This window comes from Streptomyces bungoensis, assembly GCF_001514215.1.
In the GTDB taxonomy this organism is placed as follows: domain Bacteria; phylum Actinomycetota; class Actinomycetes; order Streptomycetales; family Streptomycetaceae; genus Streptomyces; species Streptomyces bungoensis.
Window position 1 is genome coordinate 74624 of record NZ_KQ948871.1, and the last position, 12699, is coordinate 87322.

Below are 12699 nucleotides of genomic sequence, written 5' to 3' on the forward strand. Positions count from 1 at the left end.
ACGCGCGTAGAAACCTGTCATGCATAAAACACTTCGGATCGCGGCAGTCGCCGCCGCGGCTACCGTCGCCGCCGGCGCGCTGTACGGCGCGGGCGCGGCCACCGCCGGGCAGTCGACGGCGAACTCCACCCACGAGCCCTACAACATCGGGCTGCTGGTGAAGGACATCGACACCTACTACGGCACCACGGCGGATGCCGACGGCGTGTACCAGGCGTCCCCGGACAGCCCGTACGCCAAGGACCTGGCGCGGATCGACGCCGACGCCCGGGCGTACATCGACAAGGCGGCCCGCAAGGCCCGCCACCACGGCGAGAAGCCGGCCGTCATGTTCGACATCGACGACACCCTGCTGCTCAGCCTCGACTACGAGAAGCGCTACAACTACACGTACAACCCCACCACGTGGAACGACTACGTGCTCAAGGCCGACCGCCCGGAGGTGTTCGGCAGCCCCGAGCTGGTCCGGTACGCCGAGTCCAAGGGCGTCGAGGTCTTCTACAACTCCGGCCTCTCCGAGGCGCAGCGCTCCGCCGCCGTGGAGAACCTGAAGAAGATCGGCGCCGACGTCAACCTCGACACCGGCCACATGTTCCTGAAGGACAAGGCCAACCCGCCGGCCTACCTGGCCGGCTGCGCCACCCCGGGCACCTGGACCTGCACGACCGTGCAGTACAAGTCCGGCACCCGCAAGCACGTCGAGGACGACCTCGGGTACGAGATCGTCGCCAACTTCGGCGACCAGTACTCGGACCTGGACGGCGGCTACGCCGACCGCACCTACAAGCTGCCGAACCCGACGTACTTCGTGTCCTGAGCGGCCGCTTGCTCCCGGCCCCCGCCACCGGCCACCGCGCCGGCGGCGGGGGCCGGCGCGTCGCCGCTACGAGCCGCCGCCGTCGTGCCGTGCGAAGCCGCCGGTGACCGTGTACGGGTGGCCGTCCGCCGCGGCCGTGATCGTGTAGCCGTCGTCCCCCGCGTCGCGGCCGCCGCGCGCGTGGTTGTACTGCCCGGCGAACTCCCAGGTGCCCGCGGGGACCCGGCGGCCGTCCTTGAGCGTCCAGGTGTAGACGAGGAAGCCGTCCCGCTCCCGTACCGCCTGGGTGAAGTCCTGCTCGGGCGGCGAGCGCCAGGCACCGGCGGAGGATACTCCCTCGGTCAGCCGCACCTCCAACCGGACCGTCAGCGCGGTCAGTTCGCGGGAGGTCTTCAGGGTCACGTTGCTCTGCGCCCAGAAGTCGTTGCTGTGCGGGTCGACCGAGCCGTCCGACCACAGCGGGCCGTCCTGCTCGCCGCCGGCCGCGGGCGGCCGCGCGGGGGCCGCCGGGGTCCGGGACGCCGGGGCCGCGGGCGTGCGGGACGGGCGCGGGCTGCCCGGGCCGGGCGCGGGGGGCGCGGAGTGCGCCGGCGGGCGTGCGGTGGCGTCGGGGGAGGGGGCGGGCGTCGGCGAGACCGCGACCGTCCGCCGCGCGGGCGGGTCGTCCTTCACCGCGGACGCCACCGCGTACCCGCCGACCGCCAGGACCCCGGCCACCGCCGCCGTCGCCGTGGCCACCCGCGCCCAGCCGGCCACCCGGGGCCGGGCGGCCCGGTGGTCGGGGTGCGCCGGCCCGGCCATGCCGCGCTCCACGCGGGCCAGGATGCGCGCGCGGTCGGGTGCGTGGGCCCCGGCGGCCTCGTGCAGCCGGGCGCGCAGCTCGTCGTGCACGTCCTGCTGCCTCATCGGTTCGTTCCTCCGCTCTCGCCGCCGCGCGCCATCGCCACCTGCACCCGCCGGGCGGCGCCCTGACCGCCGAGCAGGCGCTGCAGTTCGGCCATGCCCTTGGACGTCTGGCTCTTCACCGTACCCACCGAGACGCCCAGGGCCAGCGCGGTGTCCTTCTCCGACAGGTCGAACGCGTGCCGGAGCACCACGCACGCCCGTTTGCGGAACGGCAGCCTGCGCAGCGCCTCCTGCACGTCCACCACGCCCGCGACGTCCGGGTTCTCGGTCCGCTCCTCGCGGTGCGGCCAGAACAGCGCGATCCGGCGCCGTTCGCGCACCGCGCTGCGGATCCTGGTGCGGGCCAGGTTGGCGACCACCCCGCGCGCGTACGCCACCGGATGGTCGGCCGCGCGCACCCGGTCCCAGCGGTGCCACAGCGCGAGCAGCGCGTCCGCGGCCAGGTCGTCGGCCGCGTCCGCCTCACCGGTCAGCAGGTGGGCGAGGCGGGAGAGTTCGGCGTAGTGCCGTTCGAAGAAGGCGTGGAACTCCACCGAGGCGGCGTCGTCGACGACTGTGCCCACGGGGTGACCTCTCTCGATCCGGCGCCGGCTGTGCGGGTGTCAGGTGTGTGGGTGTCATGGAGATGACACGAGTGACACGCGGACATCGTACGGGGGTTCGGGCGGCGTACGGTGCGCCGGACGTGCGGCGAAGGTGAATCCGTAACACGGGGAAAACCTGAGACGCCTTCATGGAGGGAACAATCCAGCCAGCATCCGCACACCGCTCAGCAGCCGACGAGGAGTACGACCATGTCCGAGACCCAGAAGGTGGACCAGCGGCCGGGCGCCGCTCCACCGGCCGGGAACAGCGTCGACCGGTACTTCAGAATCTCCGAACGGGGATCCACCTTCGGCCGGGAGATACGCGGCGGCTTCGCCACGTTCTTCACCATGGCCTACATCCTTGTCCTGAATCCGATCATCCTGGGCAGCGCCAAGGACAAGTTCGGCCACTCCCTCGACACCGGGCAACTCGTCACGGCGACCGCGCTGGTGGCCTGCGTGATGACGATCATCATGGGCGTCGGCGGCAACCTGCCCCTGGCCATCGCCGCCGGCCTCGGCCTCAACGCCGTCGTCGCCTTCCAGCTCGCTCCCCTGATGAGCTGGGCGGACGCGATGGGCCTGGTGGTCCTCGAGGGCCTGGTCATCTGCCTGCTGGTGCTCACCGGGCTCCGCGAGGCGATCATGAACGCGATCCCGCAGCAGCTGAAGCAGGCCATCGGCGTCGGCATCGGCCTGTTCATCGCCTTCATCGGCTTCGTGGACGCCGGGTTCGTCAGCCGCATCCCCGACGCCGCGCACACCACCGTGCCCGTGCAGCTCGGTGCCGTCGGGCGGCTGACCGGCTGGCCCGTCCTGGTCTTCTGCGTCGGCGTGCTGCTGACCATCGCGCTGCTCGCCCGCAAGGTGAAGGGCGCGATCCTCATCAGCATCGTCACCATGACCGTCGTCGCGATCGTCATCGACGCCGTCGCCGACGTCACGTCCTGGGGCCTGACCACGCCGAAGCTCCCCGACAAGGTCGTCGCCGCCCCGGACTTCGGGCTGGTCGGCCACTTCAGCCTGTTCGGCGGCTTCGCCAAGGCCGGCGTGCTCACCGCCGTCCTGCTGGTCTTCACCCTCATCCTGTCCGACTTCTTCGACGCCATGGGCACCATCGTCGGCATCAGCGCCGAGGCCGGGCTGCTGGACGAGAAGGGCCAGGTGCCCGGCATCGGCCGCGTGCTGTTCATCGACGGTGCCGCGGCCGTCGCGGGCGGTGTCGGCTCCGCCTCCTCCAACACCGCCTACATCGAGTCCGCGGCGGGCGTCGGCGAGGGCGCCCGCACCGGCTTCGCCAACCTGGTCACCGGCGGCCTCTTCGGCCTCGCCCTCTTCCTCACGCCGCTGCTCACCATCGTCCCGCTCCAGGCGGCGGCGCCCGCGCTGATCGCGGTCGGCTTCCTGATGATGACCCACGTCAAGCACATCGACTGGGACCGGTACGAGATCGCCATCCCGGCGTTCCTCACCATCGCAGCGATGCCGTTCACCTACTCCATCACCGACGGCATCGGCGCGGGCTTCGTGTCCTACGTCCTCATCAAGACGGTGCTGGGCAAGGCCCGCGAGGTCAACTGGCTGCTGTGGGGCGTCTCGGCGCTGTTCCTGCTGTACTTCGCGATCGACCCGGTGGAGCAGGTGCTGGGGGTCAAGTAGGCCCGAGGGGGCGGCCGACGGACCGGAACCGCCCCCTCCCGCCCGGTCACTTCAGCGCGGCCCGCATCATCGCCCGGGCCACCGGCGCGGCCAGCCCGTTGCCGCTGACCTCGGAGCGGGCCGCGTCCGACTGCTCGACCATCACGGCGACGGCGACCTCCTTGCCGCTGCTGTCCGACTTGCCGTACGACGTGAACCACGCGTACGGCGTCTTGCTGTTGTTCTCGCCGTGCTGGGCGGTACCGGTCTTGCCGCCGACGGTCACCCCGTCGATCAGGGCGTTGGTGCCGGTGCCGTCCCGCACCACCGTCTCCATGGCGGACCGCAGCTGCCCGGCGGTGGCGGAACTGATGACCTGCTTCGACCCGGCGTCGGAGTCGTAGTCCTGCAGCACCTCGCCGCCGCTGTCGGTGACCCGGGACACCATGTGCGGCGAGACCAGCTTGCCGCCGTTGGCGATGGCGGCCGACACCATGGCCATCTGCAGGGGCGTCGCGGTGACGTCGAACTGGCCGATGCCGGACAGCGCGGTCTGCGCCTTGTCCATGCCGGAGGGGTACACGCTCGCGTAGGCCCGCACCGGCACGTCCAGCTTGTCGTCGTTGAAGCCGAACTTCTCGGCCATGGCCCGGACCTTGTCCTGGCCGAGGTCGACGGCCATCTTGCCGAAGACGTTGTTGCAGGAGTACTGCAGGGCCACCCGGATCGAGGCGTTCTCGCAGGGAGCGGAGGCGCTCTCGTTGCGCAGTGGCTTCGTCGAGCCCGGCAGCGTGTACGGGTCGGGGCTGTCGGTGTGCTGGTCCGCGTCGCGGTACAGCCCGTCCTCCAGCGCGGCCGCCGCCACGACCAGTTTGAACGTCGAGCCGGGCGGCAGCGGCTGGCGCAGGGCCCGGTTGGTGAGCGGCTTGTCCTGGTCGGCGTTCAGCTTCTGCCAGGCCGACCCGGCGGTGTTGGCGTCGGTGAGCGACGAGGGGTCGTACGACGGTGTCGAGACCACCGCGAGGATCCTCCCGGTCTTCGGGTCGACGGCGACGGCCCCGCCCTTCTTGCCGCCCAGCGCCCGGTACGCCGCCTTCTGCACCGCCGGGTCGATCGTCGTCAGCACGTTCCCCGGATCGGCGCGCCGCCCGGTGACGGTGTCCATCACGTTCTTCAGCCGGTTGTCGGTGCCGTCGAGCAGATCCTGGTAGATGCCCTCCAGCTGGGTGGGCGCGTAGGCCTGCGAGGCATAGCCCGTCACGGCCGCGTACAGCTCGCCCTGCGTGTAGGTCCGCTTGTACGCGAGGTCGCTCCCCTTCGTCCGGGCCGAGCCGGTGATCGCGCTCCCGGCCACGATGATGTTGCCGAGCGGCCGCGAGTACGTGGCGATCGCGTTCCGCCGGTTGTCGTTGTCGTCCGCGAGGGCCTTGCCGTCGTAGTACTGCACCCAGGTCGCCCTGACCAGCAGGGCGAGTACGAGCAGCAGCGCGAAGACGGACGCCCGCCTGATCGTCTTGTTCATGCCGCTGGTGAAGACGAGCGGCACGAGGGCATCCGTTCCCGTACGCCGGTTTTCTCATCGAGGGTTCAGGAAGCGGCCCGCACGCCGTCGGCTCACTCCTCGAGGACGAGGATCACCTCGTCGATCTCCTCGCCCCGCCCGGCGGCGTACCCGCGCGCCCGGGCGCTCTCCAGGAACCCGCACTTGTGCAGCACCCGCAGCGATCCGGTGTTGTCGGCCGCCGCCCGGGCGTACAGCGGGCGCTCGGGCACCTCGGCCAGCAGGGCCCGCAGCGCGGCCGTCGCCACGCCCCGCCCCCAGTAGATGCGGTCGATCCAGTAGGTCACCTCGCGCTCGCCGGCCACCCCGTAGACCGCCGCGCTGCCCGCCACCTGCCCGTCGGCCAGGACCGTGCGCAGCACGTCGGAGGAGGCGCGCAGACGCTTCCAGTGGACCGCGAAGGCCGCGCTGTCGTAGGGGTCCTCCGGTCCGAAGGCGGCCATCCGCACCGCCTCCGGATCCGTCATCTGCCGGAAGAAGACCGGTAGATCGCTGTCCTCCACGGCACGCAGCGCGATGTCCATGGCGCAGAGCCTACGCGGTTCCCGCCGCGGCGGACCCCGCTCAGAGCCTGCGGGTCGCCAGCGTCAGCCGGTCCCGGGCGTCGAACAGCGCGTCCTTGATCAGCTGTTCGTGGGCCGGGGTCAGCCGGGCCACCGGGACCGAGCAGCTGATGGCGTCGCGGGCGGGGGTGCGGTAGGGGATCGCCACGCCGAAGCAGCGCAGGCCCAGCGTGTTCTCCTCGCGGTCGACGGCGAAGCCCTGTTCGCGGATCTGGTGCAGCTCCTCGATCAGCTTCTCGCGGTCGGTGATGGTGTGCTCGGTGAGCGCAGGCAACGTCTCCGGCAGGAGCTTGCGGACCTGCTCGTCGGTGTGGGTGGCGAGCAGCGCCTTGCCCAGCGAGGTCGAGTGCGCGGGCAGCCGGCGGCCGACCCGGGTGAAGGGGCGCAGGTAGTGCTGCGACTGCCGGGTGGCCAGGTAGACGACGTTCGTGCCGTCCAGGCGGGCCAGGTGGATGGTCTCCGTGGTGTCGTCGGAGAGGCGGTCCAGGGTCGGCCGGGCGGACGCGACCACCTCGTCGCCGTCGATGTAGGACGTGCCCACCAGCAGCGCCCGCACCCCGATGCCGTACCGCGTCCCCGTCGCGTCGGTCTCCACCCAGCCCAGCTCCACGAGGGTGCGCAGCAGCATGTAGAGGCTCGACTTGGGGTACCCCACGGCCTCCTGCACGGCCGCGAGCGAGTGCATACCGGGCTTCCCGGCGAAGTACTCGAGCAATTCAACGGTCCGCACCGCGGACTTGACCTGCGCGCCGCCTGTCTCGCCTGCCGACATCGCCCTTGACCCCTTCGTTCGCCGGGAAATAGTCTCCGAGCAGCACATTCATCATCAGAGACAGTGTTCAGTATATCGAACGCGGCTGATGGTTGACCCAGGTAATGCGGTTTTTGACGGGAGGAACCCGCGGTGGCAGCAGCACCAGTCTGGAGTGTCGACCCGCGCACCGGGAAGCAGCGCGAACAGGTCGCGGTGGAGGCCACGGCCGAGGAGGTGGACGCCGCCGTCCGCGCGGCCCACGCCGCCCGCGGCTCGCTGGCCGACCGCGCCGTCCGCTCCGCGTTCCTGCGCTCGGCCGCCGCCGGGCTGGAAGCGGCCAGGGACGAGCTGATCGAGGTCGCCGACGCCGAGACGGCGCTCGGCTCCGTCCGGCTGACCGGCGAACTCGCCCGGACGGCGTACCAGCTGCGCGCGTTCGCCGGCATCGTCGACGAGGGGGCCTTCCTCGACGTCATCATCAACCACCCCGACGACACCGCCACCCCGCCCGTCCCGGACCTGCGCCGCTACAAGGTGCCGCTGGGCGTCGTCGCCGTCTACTCCGCCTCCAACTTCCCCTTCGCCTTCTCCGTCGCCGGCGGCGACACCGCGAGCGCGCTGGCCGCGGGCTGCCCTGTGGTCGTCAAGGCCCACCCCGACCACCCGGCCCTGTCCGAGCTGGTCGCCGGGGTGCTGCGCCGGGCCGCCGCCGGGCACGGCATCCCCGAGGGCGTCGTCGGTCTCGTGCACGGCTTCACGGCGGGCGTCGAGCTGATCAAGCACCCGCTGGTCGCCGCCGCTGGCTTCACCGGGTCCGTGCGGGGCGGGCGGGCCCTGTTCGACGCGGCCGCCGCGCGCCCGGTGCCGATCCCGTTCCACGGCGAACTGGGCTCGCTGAACCCGGTCGTGGTCACCGAGGCGGCCGCCGCCGAGCGGGCCGAGGCCATCGGCTCCGGGCTCGCCGGGTCGATGACCCTGGGCACCGGGCAGTTCTGCGTCAAGCCGGGCCTGGTCCTGGTGCCGGCGGGCGCGGCCGGCGACGGCCTGGTCAAGGCCCTCACGGACGCCGTCGGCGACACCGGCGCGGGCGTGCTGCTCGACCACCGGATGCGGGACGACTTCGTCGCCGGAGTCGCCGAGCGCGCGGAGCTGGACGGCGTCGAGGCCCCGGTGACCCCGGGCGCGGGCGGCGAGCACACCGTCAGCGCGGGCTTCCTGACGGTCCCGGCGGCCCGGCTGGCCGAGGAGGGGGCGTACGACCTGCTCCTGGAGGAGTGCTTCGGCCCGGTCACCGTGGTGGTGCGCTACGCGGACGACGGCGAGGCCAGCGCGGTCCTGTCGCGCCTGCCGGGCAACCTCACCGCCACCGTGCACCTGTCCGCCGAGGAGGCCGCCGGCGAGGGCCGGGGCGCGGAGATCCTGGCGGAACTGACCCCGCTCGCGGGCCGCGTCCTGGTGAACGGCTGGCCCACGGGTGTCGCGGTCGCCCCGGCCCAGCACCACGGCGGCCCCTACCCCGCGACCACGTCCACCTCCACCTCCGTGGGCGGCACGGCCATCGAGCGGTGGCTGCGCCCGGTCGCCTACCAGAACGCGCCCGAGGCGCTGCTGCCCGCGGAGCTCCGCGACGACAACCCCCTCGGGCTGCCCCGGCGGTTCAACGGCGTGCTGGAGCGGTAGCGTCGGCCGATGGACATGGAGCTTCCCGAACTGCCCTTCCCCCTGCGGACCTACGGGCCCGACGGCGACTGGTCCTACGACGACGGCGTGCTCACCGGGTGGGCCGGACCCCGGCAGGACCGGTTCGTGCCGCCCACCGGGGAGGCGCTGGACACCGCCTCCGACGCGCCCCGCCTGCTCGGGGCGCCCGAGGGCGACTTCCGGCTGAGCGCCCGGGTGACGGTGGGCTTCAACGGGGCCTTCGACGCCGGGGTCCTCTACGTCCACGTCGGCGACCGGGCCTGGGCCAAGCTCTGCCTGGAGTACTCCCCGGACGTGCCCACCGTCTGCACGGTGGTCACCCGGGGACACTCCGACGACGCCAACTCCTTCACCGTGGACGGCAGCTCGGTCTGGCTGCGGGTCAGCCGCACCGGCCGGGCCTTCGCCTTCCACGCCTCCCGCGACGGCGAGCACTGGACCTTCGTCCGGCTGTTCACCCTGGGCGGCGAGAAGGAGACGGGCGCCGCCCTGGTCGGCTTCATGACCCAGGCCCCCCTGGGCGAGGGCTGCGTCGTCACCTACGACCACCTGGACTTCCGGCCCGGCTGGCCGGACGACCTGCGTGACGGCGGCTGAGGGCGGGCGCCGGCCCCGGCCCGGAACCGGGTCCGGCGGACGCCGCGTCCTGTCTCGCATGATCAGCGATCGTGTGCACGACGCCCTGGTGATCCGCACCGCCCTGCCCGCCGAGGCCGAGACCGTCGCCGCCCTGCACCTGCGGGCACGCTCGACCTACTACCCGGACGGCGTACCCGATGCCGGCACCGACTGGGCCGAGGCCTGGCGCGGCTCCCTCCGGCGCCCCGGGGCGCGGGTGCTCTGCGCCGTCGAGCGGGGCCGGATCGTCGCCGTCGCGTCCTTCCGCACCCCGGACGGCGCACCCGCGGACACGGTGAAGCTCTTCCAGTTCCACGTCGACCCCGGCCGCTGGCGCTCCGGCATCGGCACGGCCCTGCACGCGGCCTGCGTGGAGGAGTGGCGGGCCGACGGCAGACGGCGGGCGGTGCTGGAGGTGCACGCGGGCAACCGGCGCGCCCAGGCCTTCTACGCCCGCCGGGGCTGGCTCCCCGACCCGGAGAACCCGCCCGCCGAGGGCGACCACCACCTGTACCTGCGGTACGCCGTGGAGCCCCGGGAATGAAGCGCTCTGCTTGAACGTTCATGTACCGGGCGGAGAGGGTCTCCGTGCCGTACGAGCTGGAGTGAGCCGAGAGCATGCGCGTCGAAATCTGGAGCGACATCGCCTGTCCGTGGTGCTACGTGGGAAAGGCCCGCTTCGAGAAGGCGCTCGCGGCCTTCCCGCACCGCGAGCAGGTCGAGGTGGTGCACCGCTCCTTCGAACTGGACCCCGGCCGCGCCAAGGGCGACGTCCAGCCGGTGATCACCATGCTCACCCGGAAGTACGGCATGAGCGAGGCACAGGCCCGGGCCGGCGAGGACAACCTGGGCGCCCAGGCCGCCGCCGAGGGCCTGGACTACCGCACCCGGGGCCGCGACCACGGCAGCACCTTCGACATGCACCGCCTGCTGCACCTCGCCAAGGAGCAGGGCCGGCAGGACCAGCTCATCCAGACCCTGTACCGGGCCAACTTCGCCGAGGAGCGCTCCGTCTTCACCGAGGGCGACGAACGCCTGGTGGAGCTGGCCACCGAGGCCGGGCTGGACGCCGAGGCCGCCCGCAAGGTGCTCGCCGACCCGGACGCCTACGCCGACGAGGTCCGCGCCGACGAGCGCGAGGCCGCCGAGCTCGGCGCCACCGGGGTGCCCTTCTTCGTCCTCGACCGGAAGTACGGCGTCTCCGGCGCCCAGCCCGCCGAGGTCTTCACCCGGGCGCTGACCCAGGCCTGGGGCGAGCGGCCCCCGCTGCGGCCGGTCGGCCAGGGTGACGCCGAGGCCTGCGGCCCGGACGGGTGCGCGGTGCCCCAGCAGGACTGAAACCGCAGGTCGGCGCGGACGTATAAGGATCGCTACGCGGACCTGCGCAAGAAATCGCGATGGACTGCGACTTCCGCGGGCCGCAGAGTGGACCCATGGAGACCACGGAGACGTTCGAGAGCCTCGTCCGCGCCGAGTTCACCCCCAAGAGCATCTACCTGAACACCGCCAGCAACGGCCTGCTGCCCACCCGTACCGTCACCGCCCTGCACGAGGCGGCGCTGCTGCGGGCCGAGGGCCGGCCGCTGCTCGCGCTCCACGAGGACGTGGAGGCCTGCCGGGCCGCCTACGCCCGGCTCGCCGGCGTCCCGGCCACGCGCGTGGCGGCCGGCGCCTCGGTCGCCGCCCACACCGGAGTGATCGCGGCCTCCCTGCCCCCGGGCGCCGAAGTCCTCACCGCCGAGGGCGACTTCACCTCCGTACTGAACCCCTTCCACGTCCGCGGTGACCTCAAGGTCCGCGCGGTCCCGGTGGAGCGGATCGCCGAGTCCGTCCGCCCCGGCACCGCGCTCGTCGCGGTCAGCGCCGCCCAGTCCGCCGACGGACGCGTCGCCGACCTGGCCGCCGTGCGCGAGGCCGCCCGCACGCACGGGGCCCGCACCTACGTCGACCACTCCCAGGCCGCCGGCTGGCTGCCGGTGGACGCGGCCGCCCACGACTTCACCGCCTGCGTCTCCTACAAGTTCCTGCTCGGCCCGCACGGGGCGGCCTTCCTCACGGTCCCCGAGGACTTCGGCGGGCTCACCCCGGGGCTCGCGGGCTGGGTCGCGGGGGAGCGGCCCTGGGACAGCTGCTACGGCCCGGTCGCCGAACTCGCCCACTCGGCACGGCGGTTCGACCTCACCCCCGCCCTGTTCACCTACGCCGGGCTGCGCCGCTCCCTCGAACTCCTCGAGGAGATCGGGGTGCCCGCCCTGCACGAGCACGCCGTCGCCCTCGCCGACCGGTTCCGCGCCGGGCTCGTGGACCTCGGCCGCGAGCCGCTGCCCGCCCCGGGCTCGGCGATCGTCTCCGTGCCGGGGCTCGGCGCCCGCCAGGAGGAGCTCAGCCGGGCCGGCATCGAGGTCTCCGACCGCGCGGGCAACCTGCGCGCGGCCTTCCACCTGTACAACACGGCAGCCGACGTGGACCGCCTGCTCGACGCGCTGTCGGACTGACCCCGGACACGGCGCCGGGCCGGGGCCTCCCGTCCCACACGAGGAGGCCCCGGCCCGGTGGTCGGAGGGGTGTCACGTCGAGGCGGTCACCGCACGGGGGTGACGTCCCTGGCCCCGATGCCGCGTACTCCGGGGGACGACCCCCGGACCCCCGGCCGGCCCGGCTCACCGCACGGGAGTGAAATCCCTCGCTCCGATGAACGCGGGCCGCCGCACCGGCGCCGCGAACGGCTCCACCGCCGTGTTCTCCACGCTGTTGAACACGATGAAGACGTTGCTGCGCGGGAACGGCGTGATGTTGTCGCCGGAGCCGTGCATGCAGTTGCAGTCGAACCAGGTCGCCGAGCCCGCCCTGCCGGTGAACAGCCGGATGCCGTGCTCGCCCGCCAGCGCGGTGAGCGCCTCGTCGGACGGCGTGCCCGCGTCCTGCATCTGCAGCGACTTCTTGTAGTTGTCCTCGGGCGTCGCGCCGGCGCAGCCCAGGAACGTCCGGTGGGAGCCCGGCATGATCATCAGACCGCCGTTGGTGTCGTGGTTCTCGGTCAGCGCGATCGAGACGGACACCGTGCGCATGTTCGGCAGGCCGTCCTCGGCGTGCCAGGTCTCGAAGTCCGAGTGCCAGTAGAAGCCGCTCGCGCCGAAACCGGGCTTGACGTTGATCCGGGACTGGTGGACGTACACGTCCGAGCCCAGGATCTGCCGGGCGCGGCCGACCACGCGCTCGTCGCGCACCAGCCGCGCGAACACCTCGCTGATCCGGTGCACCTCGAAGACGGACCGGATCTCCTTCGACCTCGGCTCCACGACGGAGCGCTCGTCGGCGCGGATCGCCGGGTCGGAGACGAGCCGGTCCAGCTCACGCCGGTAGACCTCGACCTCGTCCGGGGTGATGAGCTGGTCGACGGTGAGGAAGCCGTCGCGCTCGTACGTCTGCAGGTCGGTGGTGGAGACCGGCCCCGGGGTGTCCGGGGAGCCCCAGACGACCGGGTCCTGGCGCGGGACGGTCACCTCGCTGGTGCCGCGGGTCGGGTAGAGGTCCTTCACGGGGGCGGTGGTCAT

13 protein-coding genes are annotated in these 12699 nt (G+C 72.7%); 7 read left to right on the forward strand and 6 right to left on the reverse strand.

The genetic code is table 11. The features are described 5' to 3' along the window. Positions 1 to 19 precede the first annotated feature (19 nt). Positions 20 to 817 (forward strand): HAD family acid phosphatase, encoded by a 798-nt coding sequence (locus AQJ66_RS30795; RefSeq protein WP_061928496.1) that lies wholly within the window; start codon positions 20 to 22, stop codon positions 815 to 817. A 66-nt stretch (positions 818 to 883) separates the two neighbouring features. Here the strand turns inward: AQJ66_RS30795 and AQJ66_RS30800 are convergent, their stop codons facing one another. Then, positions 884 to 1723 (reverse strand): hypothetical protein, encoded by an 840-nt coding sequence (locus tag AQJ66_RS30800; protein WP_061928497.1) that lies wholly within the window; start codon positions 1721 to 1723, stop codon positions 884 to 886. Further along, complete coding sequence (locus AQJ66_RS30805) at positions 1720 to 2286, reverse strand: SigE family RNA polymerase sigma factor (protein WP_061928499.1); 567 nt, start codon at positions 2284 to 2286, stop codon at positions 1720 to 1722. The genes AQJ66_RS30800 and AQJ66_RS30805 overlap by 4 nt, the downstream gene beginning before the upstream one ends. Before the next feature lie 231 nt (positions 2287 to 2517). On the opposite strand from AQJ66_RS30805, the gene AQJ66_RS30810 reads away from it, so the two are divergent. After that, positions 2518 to 3969, forward strand: a complete 1452-nt coding sequence (locus AQJ66_RS30810) for an NCS2 family permease (protein WP_061928501.1) — start codon at positions 2518 to 2520, stop codon at positions 3967 to 3969. A 46-nt stretch (positions 3970 to 4015) separates the two neighbouring features. On the opposite strand, the gene AQJ66_RS30815 is transcribed toward AQJ66_RS30810, so the two are convergent. From AQJ66_RS30815 to AQJ66_RS30825, 3 genes are all read right to left on the reverse strand, one after another. Next, positions 4016 to 5470 carry a peptidoglycan D,D-transpeptidase FtsI family protein gene (locus tag AQJ66_RS30815; protein ID WP_061928670.1) on the reverse strand — a complete coding sequence of 485 codons (1455 nt, stop codon included), beginning with the start codon at positions 5468 to 5470 and terminating at the stop codon, positions 4016 to 4018. 92 nt (positions 5471 to 5562) lie between these two features. Further along, positions 5563 to 6033, reverse strand: a complete 471-nt coding sequence (locus AQJ66_RS30820; protein WP_061928503.1) for a GNAT family N-acetyltransferase — start codon at positions 6031 to 6033, stop codon at positions 5563 to 5565. A 40-nt stretch (positions 6034 to 6073) separates the two neighbouring features. Beyond that, on the reverse strand, positions 6074 to 6844 hold the full coding sequence (locus AQJ66_RS30825; RefSeq protein WP_061928505.1) for an IclR family transcriptional regulator: 771 nt from the start codon (positions 6842 to 6844) through the stop codon (positions 6074 to 6076). 132 nt (positions 6845 to 6976) lie between these two features. On the opposite strand from AQJ66_RS30825, the gene AQJ66_RS30830 reads away from it, so the two are divergent. The 5 genes from AQJ66_RS30830 to AQJ66_RS30850 all read left to right on the forward strand — a co-directional run bounded on the left by AQJ66_RS30830 (position 6977) and on the right by AQJ66_RS30850 (position 11640). Then, complete coding sequence (locus AQJ66_RS30830; RefSeq protein ID WP_079060528.1) at positions 6977 to 8506, forward strand: aldehyde dehydrogenase (NADP(+)); 1530 nt, start codon at positions 6977 to 6979, stop codon at positions 8504 to 8506. Between the two features lie 9 nt (positions 8507 to 8515). Beyond that, positions 8516 to 9124 carry a DUF1349 domain-containing protein gene (locus AQJ66_RS30835; RefSeq protein ID WP_061928509.1) on the forward strand — a complete coding sequence of 203 codons (609 nt, stop codon included), beginning with the start codon at positions 8516 to 8518 and terminating at the stop codon, positions 9122 to 9124. A 58-nt stretch (positions 9125 to 9182) separates the two neighbouring features. Continuing rightward, positions 9183 to 9689, forward strand: a complete 507-nt coding sequence (locus AQJ66_RS30840) for a GNAT family N-acetyltransferase (protein WP_208611489.1) — start codon at positions 9183 to 9185, stop codon at positions 9687 to 9689. 74 nt (positions 9690 to 9763) lie between these two features. After that, positions 9764 to 10483 (forward strand): DsbA family oxidoreductase, encoded by a 720-nt coding sequence (locus AQJ66_RS30845; RefSeq protein WP_061928511.1) that lies wholly within the window; start codon positions 9764 to 9766, stop codon positions 10481 to 10483. A 95-nt stretch (positions 10484 to 10578) separates the two neighbouring features. Beyond that, complete coding sequence (locus tag AQJ66_RS30850; RefSeq protein ID WP_061928513.1) at positions 10579 to 11640, forward strand: aminotransferase class V-fold PLP-dependent enzyme; 1062 nt, start codon at positions 10579 to 10581, stop codon at positions 11638 to 11640. 165 nt (positions 11641 to 11805) lie between these two features. Here AQJ66_RS30850 and thpD read toward each other — a convergent pair whose 3' ends face one another. After that, entirely contained in the window at positions 11806 to 12699 is an 894-nt protein-coding gene (thpD, locus tag AQJ66_RS30855) for an ectoine hydroxylase (RefSeq protein ID WP_061928515.1), read from the reverse strand.

Coding starts and splice junctions, on each gene's coding strand:
- AQJ66_RS30810 (WP_061928501.1), top strand. CDS start 2,518: ATGTCCGAGACCCAGAAGGTGGACCAGCGGCCGGGCGCCGCTCCACCG.
- AQJ66_RS30800 (WP_061928497.1), bottom strand. CDS start 1,723: ATGAGGCAGCAGGACGTGCACGACGAGCTGCGCGCCCGGCTGCACGAG.
- AQJ66_RS30825 (WP_061928505.1), bottom strand. CDS start 6,844: ATGTCGGCAGGCGAGACAGGCGGCGCGCAGGTCAAGTCCGCGGTGCGG.
- AQJ66_RS30840 (WP_208611489.1), top strand. CDS start 9,183: ATGATCAGCGATCGTGTGCACGACGCCCTGGTGATCCGCACCGCCCTG.
- AQJ66_RS30820 (WP_061928503.1), bottom strand. CDS start 6,033: ATGGACATCGCGCTGCGTGCCGTGGAGGACAGCGATCTACCGGTCTTC.
- AQJ66_RS30795 (WP_061928496.1), top strand. CDS start 20: ATGCATAAAACACTTCGGATCGCGGCAGTCGCCGCCGCGGCTACCGTC.
- AQJ66_RS30815 (WP_061928670.1), bottom strand. CDS start 5,470: ATGAACAAGACGATCAGGCGGGCGTCCGTCTTCGCGCTGCTGCTCGTA.
- AQJ66_RS30850 (WP_061928513.1), top strand. CDS start 10,579: ATGGAGACCACGGAGACGTTCGAGAGCCTCGTCCGCGCCGAGTTCACC.
- thpD (WP_061928515.1), bottom strand. CDS start 12,699: ATGACCACCGCCCCCGTGAAGGACCTCTACCCGACCCGCGGCACCAGC.
- AQJ66_RS30835 (WP_061928509.1), top strand. CDS start 8,516: ATGGACATGGAGCTTCCCGAACTGCCCTTCCCCCTGCGGACCTACGGG.
- AQJ66_RS30845 (WP_061928511.1), top strand. CDS start 9,764: ATGCGCGTCGAAATCTGGAGCGACATCGCCTGTCCGTGGTGCTACGTG.